Source organism: Azospirillum largimobile, assembly GCF_977007025.2.
Genome location: NZ_CDRMUA020000002.1, coordinates 733728 through 750494 on the forward strand (window position 1 = coordinate 733728; position 16767 = coordinate 750494).

The window sequence follows — 16767 nt, forward strand, 5'->3', positions numbered from 1 at the left end:
TGGGCCTCCTATGCGCTGAGACGCGTGTTCTCGGGATCGACGAACACCATGCCGGAGATCGTCGCGGAATGGACCTTGTCCGGCATCGGCACATGCACGGTCCGGCCCTGCAGCGATCGGCCGCCCTGGATCACCGCAAGGGCGATGGACCGTCCCAGTTCGGCGCTCCAGTAGGAGGAGGTCACATGGCCGACCATCTCCATCGGCACCGGCTGGTTGGGGTCGAGGACGATCTGCGCCCCCTCCTCCAGCACCGTCTTCGGATCGGCGGTCAGCAGGCCGACCAGCTGCTTGCGGTTCGGCGCCAGCATGTCCGGGCGGGACAGGGAGCGCTTGCCGACGAAGTCCGGCTTGGTCTTGCCGACGGCCCAGGACAGGCCGGCATCGTCCGGCGTCAGCGTGCCGTCCGTGTCCTGGCCGACGATGATGTAGCCCTTCTCGGCGCGCAGGACGTGCATCGTCTCGGTGCCGTAGGGGGTGATGCCGAAGCGCTGCCCGGCCTCGAACAGCGTCTCCCACACCGCGCGGCCGTAGCGGGCCGGCACGTTGATTTCAAAGCCCAGTTCACCGGTGAAGGAGACGCGGAACAGCCGGGTCGGCACGCCGCAGATCTTCCCCGTCGCCACCGCCATGTGCGGGAAGGCGCCCTCCGACAGGTCGATGCCCTCGATGAACGGCGCGATCAGCTTGCGGGCGTTCGGGCCGTTCAGCGCGATCACCGACCATTGTTCGGTGGTCGAGGTCAGCCAGACCTTCAGGTCCGGCCATTCGGTCTGAAGGTAATCCTCCATCATGGTCAGCACGCGCGCCGCACCGCCGGTGGTGGTGGTGACGTGGAAGCGGTCGTGGGCCAGACGCCCGATCACGCCGTCGTCGCGGATGAAACCGTCCTCGCCCAGCAGCAGGCCGTAGCGGCAGCGGCCGGGAGCCAGCTTGGTCCAGGCGTTGGTGTACATGCGGTTCATGAACTCGGCAGCGTCGGGACCGACGATCTCGATCTTGCCGAGGGTGGAGGCGTCGAAGATGCCGAGCGACGAGCGCACCGCCTTGCATTCGCGCGCCACCGCCGCATGCATGTCCTCGCCGACCTGCGGGAAGTACCGGGCACGGCGCCACAGCGACACCGGCTCGAACACCGCGCCGTTCTCCTCGGCCCAGCCGTCGATCGGCGTCTTGCGCGTCACCTCGAACAGCGCGCCCTTGTTGTAGCCGGCGAAGGTGCCGAAGCTGGTCGGGGTGTAGGGCGGGCGGAAGGTGGTCAGGCCCACCGCCGGGATCGGCCGCTTCAGCGCGTCCGACGCGACGGCCAGGCCGTTGATGTTCGACGTCTTGCCCTGGTCGGTCGCCATGCCGGTGGTGGTGTAGCGCTTGATGTGCTCGATCGACTTGAAGCCTTCGCGCACCGCCAGCCGGATGTCCTTGGCCATCACGTCGTTCTGGAAATCGACGAAGGCCTTGGCATGGCCCGGATCGCGGTCGGTCGGCAGCTCGCGGCCGGTCACGCCGGTGAAGGAAAGCTCGCCCTCCACATGGTAGGACACCGGCTCGACGCCGAACCCGGCATCGGCGGCAGCGGCGGCGCCGGCAGCGGCGCCATCCTCGAAGGCGGCCTTCAGCCCGAAGCGGCCCTTGCCGGCGCCGGCCAGACGGCACTCCTCCTTGCCACGGCCGGGCAGGAACATCTGGCCGTCCTCGTTCCACGCCAGCGAACCCTGGGTGTGCGAGAACAGATGGACGCTGGGGGTCCAGCCGCCCGACATCAGCAGGGCGTCGCAGGCGATGGTCTCCGCGCCGCCGACCTTGCCGCCGGCCACCGGGTTGACGCGCACCGACGAGACGCGCAGCCGGCCCTTGGTGCCGGTGACGGTCCAGCCGATCAGCGTCCTGATGCGGAGCGCGGCGGCGGCGGCGGCCAGCTGGGTCGGCACGGTGCCGCGGACATCGACGATAGCCGCGACCTCCACCCCCGCCTTCGCCAGGTCCAAGGCGGCATGCCAGGCGCTGTCATGGGTGGTGACCACTACCACCCGGTTGCCGACCTTGACGCCGTAGCGGTTCAGGTAGGTGCGCGCGGCCCCGGCCAGCATCACGCCCGGCCGGTCGTTGCCGGCGAACACCAGCGGCTTTTCGATGGCGCCCTGCGCCAGCACCACCTGCTTGGCCCGGACCTTCCACATCCGCTCGCGCGGCGCGCCTTCGGGCACGATGCGCAGATGGTCGGTCAGCCGCTGGCACAGGCCGACGAAATTCTGGTGGTAATAGCCGATGGCCGTCGTGCGCGGCAGCACCGTGACGTTCGGCATCGCCGCCAGCGCGGCATTGGTGTCCTCCAACCAGTCCCAGGCCAGCTGCCCGTTGATCTCGGCATCCGGTTCGGACAGCAGCGAACCGCCAAGCTCCGACTGCTCGTCGCACAGGATGACGGACGCGCCGCTGCGCCCGGCTTCCAGCGCCGCGGCGAGGCCGGCGGCACCGCCACCGACGACCAGCACGTCGCAATGGGCGAAGCGGCTGGCGTAGGTGTCGGGATCGGGGGCGGTCGGCGCCTTGCCCAGCCCGGCGGCGCTGCGGATGACCGGCTCGTAGACCTTGTCCCAGAAGCTCTTCGGCCACATGAAGGTCTTGTAGTAGAAGCCGGCCGAGAACAGCACGGAGAGCGCGTCGTTCACCGCGCCGATGTCGCGGGTCAGCGACGGCCAGCGGTTCTGGCTTTCGGTCTTCAGCCCTTCGAAGACCTCCAGCACCGTCGCCCGCGTGTTCGGCTCGAACCGCCCGTTGCCGCGGTCGGTCGCAACCAGCGCGTTCGGCTCCTCCGACCCGGCGGTCAGGAAGCCGCGCGGCCGGTGGTACTTGAAGGAGCGCCCGACGAGATGGACGCCGTTGGCCAGGAGTGCTGAGGCCAGGGTGTCGCCTTCGTAGCCGGCATAGTCCACGCCGTCGAAGGTGAAGCGGAGCTGACGGCTGAGGTTGACCCTGCCCTTGCCGGCAATGCGGAAACTGGTCATGGACGTGCTTCCTCGGCAGGGGTGGCGGCACTGGAGGCGAGCGCGATCTCCTCGTCGCTCGGACGCGGAGCCCCGGCCTTGTAGGTCATGGCGAACTTGTCGGTGACGGTGTCGCGCACCGCGTTGAAGAAGCGGCCGCAGCCGTGCATGTGCCGCCAGCGTTCGAAATGCCGGCCGCGCGGGTTGGTGCGGATGAACAGGAAGTCGCGCCATTCGTCGTCGGACAGGGCAGACGGGTCCGCCGGTCGCGCGATGTGCGCCTCGCCGGCATAGGTGAACTCCACCTCCGGGCGCTCGGCTTCGCAGTAGGGGCAGCGGATGAGCAGCATGATTGTCTCCTCAATGCGCGACGGCGGCGGCGGCGGCCTCGTCGATCAGCCGGCCGGTCTTGAAGCGCTCCAGCGTGAAGGGCGCGTTGATCGGATGCGGCTCGTCGCGGGCGATGGTGTGGGCGAAGACGTTGGCCGACCCCGGCGTCGCCTTGAAGCCGCCAGTGCCCCAGCCGCAATTGACGTACAGCCCCGGCACCGGTGTCTTGCCGATGATCGGCGAGCGGTCGGGCGTGACGTCGACGATGCCGCCCCATTTGCGCAGCATGCGCATGCGGTTGAAGATCGGGAACACCTCGCAGATGGCGGCGACGGTGTGCTCGATCAGCGGCAGCCCGCCGCGCTGGCTGTAGGAGGTGTACTGGTCGGTGCCCGACCCGATGACCAGCTCGCCCTTGTCGGACTGGCTGATGTAGGCGTGCACGGTATTGGACATCACCACGCAGGGGAAGACCGGCTTGACCGGTTCCGACACCAGCGCCTGCAGCGGGTAGCTTTCCAGCGGCAGCCGGACGCCGGCGGTGTCCATCACCACCGAGGTGTTGCCGGCGGCCGACACCGCGACCTTCCTGGCCTTGATGAAGCCGCGCGCGGTCTCCACGCCGGTGACGCGGCCGTCGGCGTCGCGGCGGATCGCGGTGACCGGGCAGTTCTGGACGATGTCGACCCCGCGCGCCGACGCGGCCCGCGCATAGCCCCAAGCCACCGCATCGTGGCGGGCGGTGCCGCCGCGCCGTTGCAACGCCGCACCAACCACCGGATAGCGGGCGTTGGCGGCGATGTTCAGCGGCGGGCAGTAGTCCTTGGCCTGCTCGGGCGTCAGCCACTCGTTGTCGATGCCGTTGAGGCGGTTGGAATGGATGTGGCGCTTGAAGCTCTGGATGTCGTGGACCGTGTGCGCCAGCATCATCACGCCGCGCTGGGAGAACATGACGTTGTAGTTCAGCTCCTGGCTCAGCCCTTCCCACAGCTTCATCGCATGCTCGTAGAGCCGGGCGCTTTCGTCGTAGAGATAGTTGGAGCGGATGATGGTGGTGTTGCGGCCGGTGTTGCCGCCGCCGAGCCAGCCCTTCTCCACCACCGCGACGTTGGTGATGCCGTGTTCCTTGGCGAGATAATAGGCCGCACCCAGGCCATGCCCGCCCGCGCCGACGATCACGACGTCATATTCGGATTTCGGTTCCGCATCGGGCCATTGCGGCTGCCAGTTCTTGTTGCCGGTCAGCGCGTTGGTCAACAGCGAGGAAAACGAGAAGCGGGTCATGGCAGCACCGCGAAGTTCAATGTGCTGACAGTATCGCGACGCGCCCCTTTGTTGGACAGAATGGATGCGTCAGTTTAATGTCACCCGTGCGACGGTACGACCGCCGGAGGTCACATGACGAATAGCGTTGGAGTTGGCACCATCGGGGCAGGCAGCGTCAGGACGACCGCCGCCAGGACCGGCCGGTTCCCGGACCGCTCCGCGGCACCGCGCCTGTCCGTCGGCTTCATCCTCGCCCACCGCTTCACGCTGTGCGCCTTCGCAAATTTCGTCGACGTGCTGCGGCTCGCCGCCGACGAGGGCGACCGCAGCCGGCCGATCCTGTGCGACTGGGCCGTGCTGTCGGACCAGATGGGGCCGGTGGCGTCGAGCTGCGGCATGCTGGTCCAGCCGACCGAGCGGTTGGGCGATCCGGCCAAGTTCGACTACATCGTCGTGATCGGCGGGCTGATCGACGAGATCTCCAACCTCAGCCCCGACTACATCCGCTATCTGCGTCAGGCGGCGGCATCGAAGATCCCGCTGGTGGGCGTCTGCACCGGCGCCTTCATCCTGCAGCGGGCCGGGCTGATGGACGGCTATCGCTGCTGCATCAGCTGGTTCCACCATGCCGATTTCCTGGAGCAGTTCGACGGCATCATGCCGGTGTCCGACCAGATCTTCATCGTCGACCGCGACCGGCTGACCTGCTCGGGCGGGACCAGTTCGGCCCATCTCGCGGCCTATCTCGTGGAAAAGCATGTCGGCCGCGCCCAGGCGCGCAAAAGCCTGCACATCATGATCATCGACGATGCGCTGCGCGGGGAGAAGCCGCAGCCCGGCATCCCGCTCGACTTCTCCACCAATGACGAGGTGGTGCGGAAGGCGCTGCTGCTGATGCAGCAGAACATCGACGTGCCCTTGTCGGTAGCGGAGATGGCTCGACGGCTGGGGACCGCCCGGCGCCAGATGGAGCGGCATTTCCAGAACTCGCTGGGCATGACGCCGACCGAGGCCTACCGGATCATGCGGCTGGAACATGCGGAATTCCTGCTGCGCAACACCGAGCAGTCGGTGACGGAGATCGCCGCCGCCGTAGGCTTCTGCGATTCCTCGCACTTCGTCCGCGCCTTCAAGGAGCGCCGCGGCATGACCCCGTCCGTCTTCCGCAAGGGCTGAGACTTCAAAAACGGTCGTTTCATGCAACGTCGGAGACGCGCCCCTATAGACCTGCCCGGTTGCCCGAGCATCGGGCCGGCACCGCGATCAGGTCACCGACCAGCGCCTCGACCAGCGCCTTGGCGTCCGCCATCAGCTCCGTCGGATGCAGCCCATTGCACAACACGCCGCCGGTGACATACTCGCAAACCGGAACCCGACGAAGGCCGTTCTTCATGGACATCGTTCCCGTCATCGACCTGCTGGGCGAACAGGTGGTTCATGCCAAGCGGGGGGAGCGCGACCGCTACCGCCCCATCGAAAGCGCGCTGACCACAGGATCGGCACCCCAGGATATCGTGGCCGCGCTGCTGGCACTGCAACCCTTCCGCGCCTGCTATGTCGCTGATCTCGACGCGATCCGGGGACATGGCGACCATCGATCGACCGTCGCGGCGCTGCAGGCCCGATGGCCGGAGGTCGCCTTCTGGGTCGATGCCGGTCTGGCGACGCCGGACGATTGCCGCCGCTGGCTCGAGGCCGGGATCCGCCATCTGGTGATCGGCAGCGAAAGTCAGACGGACGGCGCGACGCTGGAAGCGGCGCTGGCGATGGCCGGAGACGACCGGGTGGCGCTGTCGCTGGATGTCCGGCGGGGGGAACCGCTGGGACCGGTGGCGTTGCACGAGGAGTCCGCACGCTGGCCCAAGCGGGTGATCGCCATGACGCTGGACCGTGTCGGGTCGGGCGAGGGCCCGGACCTGGACCGCATCGCCACGCTGGCGGCCCAACGCCCGGGGGTTCGGGTGTGGGGGGCCGGCGGCGTGCGCGACGCGGCGGATCTGGACGCGCTGGCCGCGCACGGAACCGATGCCGTGCTGGTGGCCAGCGCGCTCCACGACCGGCGCCTCGACGCCGGGACGCTCGCCCGCTTCGCCTCCGGCCAGCGTCCCTCCGGTCACGAGACGGCGAACGGGTGAACCGCGGCGGCCTCGCCGTCCAGCATCGACGGGGCGGCCGGATTGCCGGCGCTGTAGAAGCGCCCGGCCATCGGGAACGCTTGAACCGGCCCTTCATGCTGATCGCGCCGAAGCACTCCAATCGCCGCTGAGAAAAAGCTTTCAGAGCAAAATAACCATTTGAGACTCTAAATGAAGAAGGGAGCGCCGACATCGATGGCTATCTATGTCTTTCCAAATGTGTTGCTATCGAAGAATGATCATTCAACCTCATCTCCTCATCGCCGAGGATGAAAATCTTGCGGCGATGGCATTGATAGAGATTCTAGAAGCCGAAGGCTTCCGGGTCACGCTCGCTCATAATGGGGTCGAGGCGCTGGAGGTCGACGAGAAGGACCCTGCAGCCCTTCTGTTGACTGACATGCGGATGCCCGTCATGGGCGGCGGGGCTCTGATTCGAACGATCCAGCGGCGGCGCGCCGGTCTGCCAATCATCGTCATGACCGGCTACTGTGAACATCTCCCACGGGAGGTGCCGGGACGGCTGGTCGTCTTGCGCAAGCCCTACAGTCTTTCCGCTTTGGCCGGCCATGTCAGAGCCCTCCTGCCCCGCCAGGAGACGGCTGAACACTGATCGAGGAAGTCCGCTCCCCGTTCCCTTTGAACCACCGGCCGGCACAACCACGCTTTTTCAAAGGAAAGTCTTCATGCGCATCCGACTGGGTTACCAGCTGACCTTCAACTTTCCCGCTCCCACGCCGATGATCGTGATGCTGAACGTGCATTACTCGCGCGTCGGTGACCTGGAGCAGCCCGACCACATCGTCACCAACGTACCGGCGCCGATCCAGGGCTACCGCGACAGTTTCGGCAACTGGTGCAGCCGGCTGGTCGCGCCCGCCGGGCCTGTCACCATCAGCGCCGACAGCATCATCCGGGACAGCGGGATCCCCGACCCGGCCGAGCCCGGCGCAGTGCAGCACCGTGTGGACGAACTGCCTGCCGACACCCTGCTGTTCCTGCTGGGAAGTCGCTATTGCGAGACGGACGTCCTGTCTGACGAGGCATGGCGGCTGTTCTCGGGCACCGCGCCGGGCTGGGCGCGGGTGCAGGCGATCTGCGATTTCGTCCACGGCCATGTGACCTTCGGCTACGAACATTCGCGCCCGACGCGGACCGCGGCCCAGACCTATGCCGAGAAGCGCGGAGTCTGCCGTGACTACGCTCATCTCGCCATCGCCTTTTGCCGCGCCATGAACATTCCCGCGCGTATGGCGCGACAATCAGGATGGAGAGCGCGACAATCAGGATGAGACGGTCTGGGGTCGCGGCAAGAGCATGATTGACGCTGCAGTAGGCAGGTTTCAAGGGTTCTGTCGCGGAGCGTCAATCAGGTTGGAGTTGATTGTCGCGCGCGAGGGTGGGCGTCCAGGGCCGCGTTTTCTCTCCAGTGCTGCTCGTCGCCGGTAGCTTTCGACGTTCATCTCGAAGATGGTGGCGTGATGAACCAGCCGGTCGATGGCAGCCAGCGTCATGGCTTGGCTGGGAAAGATCTTGCCCCAGTCGCCGAAGGGCTGGTTTGCCGTGATCAACAAGGAGCGCCGCTCGTACCGGGTGCCAATCAGCTCAAAGATGACGCTGGTCTCCGCTTGATCCTTGGCGACGTAGGCGAAGTCATCGAGGATCAGCAGGTGGTATTTGTCCAGCTTAGCGATGGCCGACTCCAAGCTTAGGTCACGTCGGGCGATCTGCAGCTTCTGCACCAGATCGGTGGTCCGGGCGAACAGCACACGCCAACCATTTTCCACCAGGGCGTAGCCGATGGCGGCGGCCAGATGCGACTTGCCCCCGCCGGGCGAGGCAGCGACATACTGCCCGATATCAGGGCCAGGACGTAACGATCCACTACCCTTTCCATCCCCGGTGCGGCGAACGCGTCGGCGTCGTCCGGCGCCACCGCTTGCGCGGCACCGTCATGCTGGTAGTCGAACAGCCGGACGGCACGCTGACCCACGTGCCGGAATGGATGACCGCGCCGGCGGCCGCGAGCACCAGCCTTTGTGACGCCCCCCGGTTCCCGTTGGGGGTTCTCCAGGAGCTGTGTTTGGCCACCGACGCTGCCTTGTCGTTGCTCCGCGAGCGAGACAACGGAGGGCGGCATGAGACACCCCAAAGCGACCGTGCAACCGGACTTGTTCGCGCCGACGCGGCCGGAGGCCGCCCTTCCGCGGGAGGTGGCGCAACGGCTCCTGCCGCTTCTGGAACAGCTCCTGCTGGAGGTGCTGGCGAGCGAAACCCTGGTGACGGAGGCGGGCGATGAGCAAGATCACCCCTGACCACCTCGCGCGTCATGCCTACGTCTACGTCCGCCAGTCCAGCCCGGACCAGCTCCTGCACAACCACGAGAGCCGGCGCCGGCAGTACGGACTGGCCGACCGCGCCCGCCAGCTCGGCTGGGCGGAGGTGGTCGTCATCGACGACGACCTCGGCCGCTCCGGCGGCGGGATCGCCCGCCCCGGGTTCGAGCGACTGCTGGGGGCAATCTGCGAAGGGCGGGTCGGCATCGTGCTGGCCATCGAGGCGTCGCGGCTCGCCCGCAACGGCCGGGACTGGCACACGCTGCTGGAATTCTGCGGCTTGGTGGGGTGCTTGCTGGCCGATGAGGACGGGGTTTACGACGCGAAACTGCCCAACGACCGGCTTCTCCTGGGCATGAAGGGCACGATGAGCGAGATGGAACTGTCCATCCTGCGTCAACGCTCCCTGGAAGCCCTGCGCCAGAAGGCGCGCCGCGGCGAACTGTTCCTCACCGTGGCGGTCGGCTACATCAAGACCCACCACGACCGCATCGCCATGGACCCGGATTTGCGGGTGCGCGAGGCGCTCGGCCTGGTGTTCCGCAAGTTCGCCGAGTTCCAGAGCATCCGCCAGGTTCACCTCTGGCTGCGTCAGGAGCGGATCCGGCTGCCGGCCGTCGAGCGGACCGCCGAGGGGCCGCGCATCGTGTGGAAGCTGCCGGTCTACAACACGCTTCACCACCTGCTGACCAACCCGATCTACGGCGGGACCTACGCGTTCGGCCGCACCGGCAGCCGCGTGAGCGTGCAGGACGGACGCAAACGGGTGGTTCGCGGCTTCCGCCGCACGCAGGCGGAGTGGGAGGTGTTGATCCCCGACCACCACGAGGGCTACATCTCGTGGTCGGAGTTCGGGAGGAACCAGGCCCTGATCGCCGACAACGCCAACAGCAAGGGCATGATGGCCCGCGGCTCGGTGCGCCGCGGCGACGCGCTGCTGGCCGGACTGCTGCGCTGCGGACACTGCGGCCGACGGCTGCACGTTGCCTACAGCGGCACGGATGGCTACTGCGTGCGCTACGACTGCCGTGGCGCGCATCTCAATCACGGAACCGAGCGCTGCATCTCGTTCGGCGGGTTGCGGGTCGATGCCGCCGTGGCGGAGGAAGCCCTGCGGTTCCTGGCGCCGCTGGGGATCGAAGCGGCGCTACGGGCGATCGACGCGCGCGAGGCCGACGGCTCCGAGACGCGGCGGCAGGCGGAACTCGCCCTCGCCCAGGCGCGCTACGAGGCCGAGCTGGCGCGCCGCCAGTACGATGCCGTTGATCCCGATTACCGCCTCGTGGCGGCTGAACTGGAGCGTCGTTGGAATGACCGGTTGGTGGAGGTCCATCGCCTGGAGGAGCGCGTGGCGGCCTTGCGGACCGGCCAGACCGCCGCGCCCACGGCCGAGGAGCGGGCTCGCCTGATGGCGCTAGGCGCCGATGTCGCGGCGCTCTGGCATCATCCCGGCGCGACGGCGGAGACGCGCAAACGCATTCTGCGCACCGTCATCGCCGAGATCGTGGCCAAGGTCGTCGATGACACGATCGAACTGGTGATTCACTGGCAGGGCGGCGACCACACCCGCTTGAGCGTGCCGAAGAACCGGAGCGGCAAGCACCGCTGGAGAACCGACGCCGACACCGGTGATCTCATCCGCGCCCTGGCCCGGCAGCAGACGGACGGCGGCATCGCCGCGATCCTGAACCGGGCTGGCAAGCGCACCGGCAAAGGCAACAGCTGGACCGAGGCACGGGTGCGCAGCCATCGCAATGCCCATGGCATAGCGGTGTACCGGGAGGGCGAAATCGCCGAGCGGGGCGAAATGACCTTGGAACAGGCGGCCGACCGGCTGAAGGTGAGCAAGATGACGGTGCTGCGGCTGATCGCCGGCGGGACCATTCAGGCCAGCCAAGCGTGCAAAGGGGCGCCATGGGCGATTCCCGAGGCCCAACTGGCTGGGCTCGAACCGCTCCGCCCGTCGCCACGCCGTCCGGTAACAGACGATCCGGATCAGCAGACCTTTGATTTTCAATGACGTAGCGAGGTGGGCATCATGACGCGGGAACGGGCGGCCCGAACAGGATCAAATTGGCGCCTTTCTCCAACCAGCTGTCGCCGGCAACCAGGGCCATCACCTGGGCCTTGCTAACCATGGGCACCGCGTCGAACTCGAAGCTCTCCAGGGTCTTGCCGGGCGGCAGGCGGGCTTCGTCGAGGTGACGCTCGACGCGCCGACGGGCGCGCTCAGCGATCTCATGTTCGGTTAGGGCGGCCAGGAAGCGGGCAGCAGGCCAGCCCTCCTTGTCGGCTCGTGCGGCGAAGTCGGGCCAGATCAGCTTGATGGCCGGCAGGCGCAGATCGCCGAGCGCCAGCGACAGGCGGGCGGCGTCGATAGGATCGGCCGCAGTCATGCTGGTTCTCCCGGGCGAACGGTGCCCAGCTCGTCATAGACGCTGAGCGGCACGAGATCGACGGTGACGGTGGTGAGGGCGGTGGTGGGCGCCTGGAAGCGCTCACGCAAATCCTGCAAGTCGGGCAACCGGCCGGCCGCCAATTCGATCTCCAGGAGTTGGGCCAAAGCGGCTTCGCAGCCCCGTTCGTGGGCGAGCGACAGCAGTTCCACAGTGGTGGCGCAGGCCCGCCGCTCATCGCCGGCAGCCAGCAAAGCCTCGAAGGCGCGGGCGTAGGCTTGGCGAGGGAACAGCTGGTCACGGTAGACGAGATTGAGCAGCGCCATCGGCTTGCGCCGCAGGGCATGGATGACGTGGCGGTAATCCACGACATGGCCATGCTTGCCATTCCCGCGCGAGCGTCCGCGGGGCAGGCTCAGCACGTGCGTTCCTCCCAAGAAGCAGTCCAGCCGATCATCGAACAGGTGAACCCGCAGGCGATGCCCGATCAGGCGCGAGGGCACGGTGTAGAACACCTTGCGCAGGGTGAAGCCGCCGCTGGAGGTGACACAGACGATGGTTCGTTCGAAGTCGCGGGTTCGATCGGGTGGTAAGGGTTTGAGGGCATCCCGCTCCACCGCGACCTCTTTCACCCGGCGGGCGTTCTGCTGGCCAACGACCTCGTCGATGAAGCGGCGGTAGGCCGCCAAATCGGCGAAGTCGCGGCTGCCGCGTAACAGTAGGGCATCCTCCACCGCGCGCTTGAGGTGGCCATGGGGACTTTCGATGCTGCCGTTCTCGTGGGCGACACCGCGGTTATTCCGGCTGGCGCTCATGCCGTAGTGGGCGCAGAGCTCTTCGTAGCGGCGAGTGGCATCCTCGGCGGCTTCGCGGTCCAGGTTGCGGAATGCGGCCGACAGGCTGTCGCTGCGATGATCGGCCGGTACACCGCCGAGCGACCAGAGAGCGTTCTGCAGCCCCTCTGCCAGGGCGACAAAGCTTTCCCCACCCAGTACGACGTGGGCGTGCTCCCAGCCGGAATAGGCGAGGCGGAAATGGTAGAGGCGGTGATCGAGCGGCTGCTGGACGACGGTGACTGCCAGGGTCGCCATGTCAGTGAAATCCGACAGGCCCATCCGGCCGGGTTCGTGATCCTGACGGAAGATGACGTCCTGATCTGGGCCATTCACCGCTCGCCAGGCGCGGATGCGGCGCTCCAACGTACGCCGGACGCTTTCACTCAGATCTGGATGCCGTCGCCGGATTTCAGCGAACACCGCGATCGCTCGTAGCCCCGGTGCTGCTTTGAGCATCGGCACCACCTCGCTGTCCCAGAAGTCAGCCAACGGATCAGGGCGGCGCCGACCTCTTGGTGTCTTCTTGGTCGATGGCGGGCTAGGATCCTGGTCTATGCGATAGGCAGTCGCTGGACTGAACCCCGCTTTTGCTGCCGCTATGGCGGGGGTGTTGGAGGACCGGTATTTCATGTAGAGCCTCATTTGCTGGTCGGTGATGTGTCGGCCCGGCAAGGTCGGGGTTCCTCATTGGCGTGAAGACCCTCGATCCTGGCTGCGTTCACTGCTTCCGCCAGCAGCGCCTTTCCCAAACAGAAAGACGCCGATGCCGCCGTCGTGCCTCCGGCCGGGCTACGCCCGTCCTCCGTCACGACGGCGGCATTCCATTCTCATCCTGATTGTCGCCATTCTCACCGTGATTGTCGGGCCATACGCGCGCTACTGCACCGGCTACATCAGCGACATCGGCCAGCCACCGCCCTATGCACCGATGGATTTCGCGGCCTGGATGGAGGTGTATCTCGGTGGCCGCTGGCATGTCTTCGACCCACGGAACAACGCCCCCCGGATCGGACGAATCCTGATCGCGCAGGGACGCGACGCGGCCGACGTGCCGCTTACCCACACCTTCGGCCCCAACACGCTGACGGGATTCCAAATCTGGACGGACGAGGTGGTCGCCTGATCCGTTCGCCCGGCCGTTGTCGGCGCGCCGGAGGCCCTTGTCGGGCATGATCGGTACAGGTTACGCCCGACCGGCCACCGCGGCGTCCGGAGTCATGACGTCCAGGCTCCTGAAGGGCGGCGGCGGGACTGGCGCGCGGGCGCGTTCGCGGCGCGGCAGCAGTGCGATCCGATGCAGATCCTCCACCCAGGGCGACGGGTAGCTGTCGGTGCCGAAGACCCAGACGGTGGCCATGATGCCTTCCGCGGTTCGCATCAGAACGCGGGCGTCATGGCCGTCCTTTCCGGCATGGTTGGCGGCCTGCACCGCGGCGATCAGGGCGCCGACCTGTCCGTTGGGGAAGGGGCCGTAACGCTCCCCCTCCAGCCCGATGAACCAACCGTCCGTCCGGCACGACACGATGTAATGGGCTGAGAGGCTCATGAGGTCACAGTTCCTTGCGGGCGGTTGCGCCGGCCACGGCGCAGGCCATGGTGAGACGGGTCAGCACGGCCCCTCGCATCAGGCTGGCTTGACCCGGCGGCGAAAAAGCGGGGGGAAGAAGGTCGGCTGGCGTGCCATGGAACGCCGGATGCCAGCGGCGCTCGGCTTTCGTCCAGCGCAGCTGTTCGCGCAGCACGTCGGCGCCATGGGGGCATCGCCCTTCGATGGAGTGGAACAGGGCGGTCATGGGCGTTCCTCCGGTGTGGATGTGGGCGGTGGGGATGCGGCCGACGCGGATGTGGACTTCAGGAGTTCCGCCATGGCCGGAACCGCCGGATGCGGTGAACCTGCATTCGCCTGCGACGCTCCGCCCGCCGCTCCGCCGATGGCCGCACAGCACCAGCGGACATGGCAGCGCTCCCCCGCCGCCGATTGCGCCAGCACGATGCTGGCGAAACCGAGCCGCTCCGCCGCCCGCGCTTCACGAATGGCTTTGGCGAGCGCATCGGCCTGACTGGCGCAGGGCGGATAGACGAACCCGTCCACACGGACGATCCAGCCGACGCGGGTTTTCAAAATGAAGAAGGCAAGCCTTGTACGGGCATCCATGGGGTGGTCTCCGATGTGGGCCGGTTGTGTCGGCATTGGCGGCGGCCAAGCCGTCCGGATCGAGTCACACCAGGAAGGGCCCCGGATTTACGGACCGTAGCAAAAATGAGCAAGCCTGGAGTGGCTTCAACAGATTCCAATTGGTGATCCACAAGACAGTTTGCAATGGACACTATGCAAAAGTGATGGCTCCCGATGGCTTTTTGCCAATCGATTGCGCGTATCTATTCGTCGTTTATTTTTCAAAAAAAGGCGCTGAAAACTCCGTGAAGTCTTCATCGCCTTCGCCATTCAGTCCGCCACAGCTCAAGCCGGCTGCGGCGGGAGGCGGCCGGATCGCCGCCCCATCATGGTATGCGCGCTTGCGCTCAGCGCTTGTTGCCGGACTTGCCGCCGACGGGCTCCACCTTTACGTCGGTGCGGCGGGCGGTTGCCTCCACGGCCTGTTCCCGTTCGGAAGCGGTCTTGGACAGCACGACCTCCTCGACGACGCGGGCCTCCTTGGTGATCTCCGGCGTTTCGGTGGTCGCCGTCAGTTCGACGGTCTTTTCGCCGAAGGCGGCCTTCTCCTCGTCGGGGCTCAGGGCGCGGTCAACCTTGCGGTGTTCCACATCCACCGTCTCGTCACGCAGCGTGACGGTGTCCCGGACCGGCGTCTCGGTGACCTCCGAGGTGAGCTTCATCCCACCCTTGGCGACCCGCCGCTTGCCGATCTCGACCTCCTCCTTTACCGACTGGAGGGTCTCCTGCTCGACGGTGCCGCCATTGCCCGCCTTCTTGTTGCCGGCCTTCTGCCCTGCGGAAGCCTCGGGCAGGTCGATGGCGCCGTTCTCGTCGAGGATCGCCTCCGCAGCGTCGGCGTCATCGTCGGCGATGTCGGCCGCGACCAGGGTGTGGCCCTGGCGGACGGCAGCGCCATACTGTTCGGCCAGTTCCTTCTCGAAGCCGTGCCCCAGCAGTCCCTGGGCGGCCTTGTCGGCGCTGTCGGCGCCGCCGAAGGTTTCGATGTCCGTTTCCTGGCAGCCCGCCGCGATCAGGGCCTGGAAGGCCTTCTTGGCGGAACCGGTTTCCTTGTAAAGTCCAACGACGATCGTGCTCATGATGGTCTCCAGTGGGATTTCGAGTGTTTGGATTTTTGAAGCGGTCTTTTGAAGCGGTCTGGACCGGTCAGGCCGCGGAATCGTCCGGCGCCGGATCCTGGTCGATCACGACTTCCTGACGGCGCAGCGTGACCTCGCCGGTCATCTTGCGGCTTTCGGTGCGGCGGGTGATCCGGACCTCTTCCACCAATTTCAGGCGGACCTCCACGATCGCCACCTCCTCGATCACCGAGATGACGGTGGTGTCGCCATCCTGGCGGTCGGGGATCAGACCATCGACGAAGCGTCCGATGGGCACCCGCTCGACCTCCAGCGTCTCCACCGACAGGTCGGCTTCGACCGGTTGTTCCCGCTCGTGGCTGAGGGTGCGGGCGCGGACGGTCCCGGTGACCTGCCGGCGCTTGGCGACGCTCACCTGCTCTTCGACGGCGAGAAGCGTCTGCGGTTCGTTTTCCGAACTGGTCAACGGAGATCCTCCTGCGGTTCCTGGGCTGCGGCTCCCGGGGCTGGGGTTCCCGGGGGCGGCGTCAGGCGTCAGGGCTGTGCTTGGCGTCCTGGGTCAGACGGGACGCGGCCTGGGCGACGCGGACATTGACCTCGAAGAAGGCCAGCCACCCGCCGAGCAGGTAGCGGTTCCCCGCCGTCACGATGTCCTGCGGGCCACGAGCCTGGAGCATGCTGCCCATCATCTCGTTCTGACGCTCGACGGCCTTGTTCATGAAGGAGACGGCTTCCGAAAAGGCCGTTCCATAACCCGCCATCAGGGCCCCGCCGAGTGCCATCGCCCGGCCGCCGCCGTCACCGAGGCCCTGGTTGAATGCGCGGTCGAACCTCTGGCCGGCGGCCTGGACGGTTTCCGGGAAGCCCTGGTTGCCCGAGGTGCCGGGCAGCTTCGGCGGCCAGGGCCTCGGCGGTTGCTGGCCGAAGCCACGGCCGGCTTTCGGCGCGTGTTCTTCGCTGGCGCTCCGAATGGTGGCGCCCTTCGGCCCGTCGTTGCGCGCCGCGGTTTCGTCGCTTGCGCTGCGAATGGTCGGGCGGGTGGTGGGGGCGGTGTGCGTGCCGTCGTCCATATCAATTCCATATCTGTTTGGGTTGGGTGTCCGGGAGCGCTGTGCTCGACCTGATTGACTAAGGCTTATATTATGCTGCAGCGCGGAAATTCAACGCCGCAGGAAATAAAATTTGAAAGTTCATGCGATAAATCGCAGAATAGAAAGAGAGTGTTCTTT

At 66.8% G+C, this 16767-nt stretch carries 17 protein-coding genes and 4 pseudogenes; 7 read left to right on the forward strand and 14 right to left on the reverse strand.

Features of this window, described 5'->3' with window-relative positions:
• Positions 1-8: 8 nt before the first annotated feature.
• Genes ACWPKK_RS16535 through ACWPKK_RS16545 form a run of 3 tightly spaced genes read right to left on the reverse strand, consistent with a single transcriptional unit; the run spans position 9 to position 4598 of the window.
• Positions 9-3005: a sarcosine oxidase subunit alpha gene (locus ACWPKK_RS16535; protein ID WP_452006160.1), complete on the reverse strand. Its 2997-nt coding sequence runs from the start codon at positions 3003-3005 to the stop codon at positions 9-11.
• Complete coding sequence (locus tag ACWPKK_RS16540; protein ID WP_324867871.1) at positions 3002-3334, reverse strand: sarcosine oxidase subunit delta; 333 nt, start codon at positions 3332-3334, stop codon at positions 3002-3004. The genes ACWPKK_RS16535 and ACWPKK_RS16540 overlap by 4 nt, the downstream gene beginning before the upstream one ends.
• Positions 3335-3344: 10 nt before the next feature.
• A complete protein-coding gene (locus ACWPKK_RS16545; RefSeq protein WP_452006163.1) occupies positions 3345-4598 on the reverse strand; it encodes a sarcosine oxidase subunit beta family protein in 1254 nt (417 codons plus the stop codon).
• Between the two features lie 114 nt (positions 4599-4712).
• Between ACWPKK_RS16545 and ACWPKK_RS16550 the strand changes: the two genes are divergently transcribed.
• Positions 4713-5756 (forward strand): GlxA family transcriptional regulator, encoded by a 1044-nt coding sequence (locus ACWPKK_RS16550; RefSeq protein WP_452006166.1) that lies wholly within the window; start codon positions 4713-4715, stop codon positions 5754-5756.
• A gap of 43 nt (positions 5757-5799) precedes the next feature.
• Here the strand turns inward: ACWPKK_RS16550 and ACWPKK_RS16555 are convergent, their stop codons facing one another.
• The gene (locus ACWPKK_RS16555) at positions 5800-5973 is read right to left on the reverse strand and encodes a hypothetical protein (protein ID WP_452006169.1); all 174 of its coding nucleotides are present in this window, start codon (positions 5971-5973) and stop codon (positions 5800-5802) included.
• Here ACWPKK_RS16555 and ACWPKK_RS16560 point away from each other — a divergent pair.
• The gene (locus ACWPKK_RS16560) at positions 5972-6715 is read left to right on the forward strand and encodes a HisA/HisF-related TIM barrel protein (protein WP_452006171.1); all 744 of its coding nucleotides are present in this window, start codon (positions 5972-5974) and stop codon (positions 6713-6715) included. The genes ACWPKK_RS16555 and ACWPKK_RS16560 overlap by 2 nt on opposite strands.
• Here ACWPKK_RS16560 and ACWPKK_RS16565 read toward each other — a convergent pair.
• Positions 6694-6831: a hypothetical protein gene (locus ACWPKK_RS16565; RefSeq protein WP_452006173.1), complete on the reverse strand. Its 138-nt coding sequence runs from the start codon at positions 6829-6831 to the stop codon at positions 6694-6696. The genes ACWPKK_RS16560 and ACWPKK_RS16565 overlap by 22 nt on opposite strands.
• Positions 6832-6950: 119 nt before the next feature.
• On the opposite strand from ACWPKK_RS16565, the gene ACWPKK_RS16570 reads away from it, so the two are divergent.
• Positions 6951-7328: a response regulator gene (locus ACWPKK_RS16570; protein WP_452006176.1), complete on the forward strand. Its 378-nt coding sequence runs from the start codon at positions 6951-6953 to the stop codon at positions 7326-7328.
• A gap of 73 nt (positions 7329-7401) precedes the next feature.
• Positions 7402-7965, forward strand: a pseudogene (locus ACWPKK_RS16575) (transglutaminase-like domain-containing protein); the annotation flags it as partial.
• A gap of 93 nt (positions 7966-8058) precedes the next feature.
• Here the strand turns inward: ACWPKK_RS16575 and ACWPKK_RS16580 are convergent.
• Positions 8059-8553 (reverse strand): annotated as a pseudogene (locus tag ACWPKK_RS16580) (ATP-binding protein); the annotation flags it as partial.
• Between the two features lie 300 nt (positions 8554-8853).
• Between ACWPKK_RS16580 and ACWPKK_RS16585 the strand changes: the two are divergent.
• Together ACWPKK_RS16585 and ACWPKK_RS16590 are read left to right on the forward strand one after the other, a co-directional pair.
• Positions 8854-9030 (forward strand): hypothetical protein, encoded by a 177-nt coding sequence (locus ACWPKK_RS16585; protein ID WP_452006178.1) that lies wholly within the window; start codon positions 8854-8856, stop codon positions 9028-9030.
• Positions 9011-11071 (forward strand): recombinase family protein, encoded by a 2061-nt coding sequence (locus tag ACWPKK_RS16590; RefSeq protein WP_452006181.1) that lies wholly within the window; start codon positions 9011-9013, stop codon positions 11069-11071. Before ACWPKK_RS16585 ends, ACWPKK_RS16590 begins: the two co-directional genes overlap by 20 nt.
• A 31-nt stretch (positions 11072-11102) precedes the next feature.
• On the opposite strand, the pseudogene ACWPKK_RS16595 reads toward ACWPKK_RS16590, so the two are convergent.
• Positions 11103-11447, reverse strand: a pseudogene (locus ACWPKK_RS16595) (ATP-binding protein); the annotation flags it as partial.
• Positions 11444-12955: an IS21 family transposase gene (istA, locus tag ACWPKK_RS16600; protein ID WP_452006184.1), complete on the reverse strand. Its 1512-nt coding sequence runs from the start codon at positions 12953-12955 to the stop codon at positions 11444-11446. The gene istA and the pseudogene ACWPKK_RS16595, both read right to left, overlap by 4 nt.
• 202 nt (positions 12956-13157) lie before the next feature.
• On the opposite strand from istA, the pseudogene ACWPKK_RS16605 reads away from it, so the two are divergent.
• Positions 13158-13406: pseudogene (locus ACWPKK_RS16605) on the forward strand (transglutaminase family protein); the annotation flags it as partial.
• 60 nt (positions 13407-13466) lie between these two features.
• Here the strand turns inward: ACWPKK_RS16605 and ACWPKK_RS16610 are convergent.
• From ACWPKK_RS16610 to ACWPKK_RS16635, 6 genes are all read right to left on the reverse strand, one after another.
• Positions 13467-13829: a hypothetical protein gene (locus ACWPKK_RS16610; protein WP_452006186.1), complete on the reverse strand. Its 363-nt coding sequence runs from the start codon at positions 13827-13829 to the stop codon at positions 13467-13469.
• Between the two features lie 4 nt (positions 13830-13833).
• Entirely contained in the window at positions 13834-14076 is a 243-nt protein-coding gene (locus ACWPKK_RS16615) for a hypothetical protein (RefSeq protein ID WP_452006189.1), read from the reverse strand.
• Positions 14073-14438, reverse strand: coding sequence for a hypothetical protein (locus ACWPKK_RS16620; RefSeq protein ID WP_324867852.1), 366 nt, complete (start codon positions 14436-14438; stop codon positions 14073-14075). Before ACWPKK_RS16620 ends, ACWPKK_RS16615 begins: the two co-directional genes overlap by 4 nt.
• Before the next feature lie 368 nt (positions 14439-14806).
• Positions 14807-15538, reverse strand: a complete 732-nt coding sequence (locus ACWPKK_RS16625; protein WP_452006192.1) for a YsnF/AvaK domain-containing protein — start codon at positions 15536-15538, stop codon at positions 14807-14809.
• Positions 15539-15605: 67 nt separating this feature from the next.
• On the reverse strand, positions 15606-16004 hold the full coding sequence (locus ACWPKK_RS16630; RefSeq protein ID WP_452006195.1) for a YsnF/AvaK domain-containing protein: 399 nt from the start codon (positions 16002-16004) through the stop codon (positions 15606-15608).
• Between the two features lie 61 nt (positions 16005-16065).
• The gene (locus ACWPKK_RS16635; protein ID WP_452006198.1) at positions 16066-16608 is read right to left on the reverse strand and encodes a hypothetical protein; all 543 of its coding nucleotides are present in this window, start codon (positions 16606-16608) and stop codon (positions 16066-16068) included.
• Between the last annotated feature and the right edge of the window lie 159 nt (positions 16609-16767).

Excerpts from the sequence above, each read along its gene's own strand:
- ACWPKK_RS16590 (WP_452006181.1), top strand. The coding sequence starts at position 9,011 with ATGAGCAAGATCACCCCTGACCACCTCGCGCGTCATGCCTACGTCTAC.
- ACWPKK_RS16620 (WP_324867852.1), bottom strand. The coding sequence starts at position 14,438 with ATGGATGCCCGTACAAGGCTTGCCTTCTTCATTTTGAAAACCCGCGTC.
- ACWPKK_RS16545 (WP_452006163.1), bottom strand. The coding sequence starts at position 4,598 with ATGACCCGCTTCTCGTTTTCCTCGCTGTTGACCAACGCGCTGACCGGC.
- ACWPKK_RS16540 (WP_324867871.1), bottom strand. The coding sequence starts at position 3,334 with ATGCTGCTCATCCGCTGCCCCTACTGCGAAGCCGAGCGCCCGGAGGTG.
- ACWPKK_RS16625 (WP_452006192.1), bottom strand. The coding sequence starts at position 15,538 with ATGAGCACGATCGTCGTTGGACTTTACAAGGAAACCGGTTCCGCCAAG.
- ACWPKK_RS16550 (WP_452006166.1), top strand. The coding sequence starts at position 4,713 with ATGACGAATAGCGTTGGAGTTGGCACCATCGGGGCAGGCAGCGTCAGG.
- ACWPKK_RS16585 (WP_452006178.1), top strand. The coding sequence starts at position 8,854 with ATGAGACACCCCAAAGCGACCGTGCAACCGGACTTGTTCGCGCCGACG.
- ACWPKK_RS16555 (WP_452006169.1), bottom strand. The coding sequence starts at position 5,973 with ATGAAGAACGGCCTTCGTCGGGTTCCGGTTTGCGAGTATGTCACCGGC.
- ACWPKK_RS16615 (WP_452006189.1), bottom strand. The coding sequence starts at position 14,076 with ATGACCGCCCTGTTCCACTCCATCGAAGGGCGATGCCCCCATGGCGCC.
- ACWPKK_RS16535 (WP_452006160.1), bottom strand. The coding sequence starts at position 3,005 with ATGACCAGTTTCCGCATTGCCGGCAAGGGCAGGGTCAACCTCAGCCGT.
- ACWPKK_RS16570 (WP_452006176.1), top strand. The coding sequence starts at position 6,951 with ATGATCATTCAACCTCATCTCCTCATCGCCGAGGATGAAAATCTTGCG.
- ACWPKK_RS16635 (WP_452006198.1), bottom strand. The coding sequence starts at position 16,608 with ATGGACGACGGCACGCACACCGCCCCCACCACCCGCCCGACCATTCGC.
- ACWPKK_RS16560 (WP_452006171.1), top strand. The coding sequence starts at position 5,972 with ATGGACATCGTTCCCGTCATCGACCTGCTGGGCGAACAGGTGGTTCAT.
- ACWPKK_RS16610 (WP_452006186.1), bottom strand. The coding sequence starts at position 13,829 with ATGAGCCTCTCAGCCCATTACATCGTGTCGTGCCGGACGGACGGTTGG.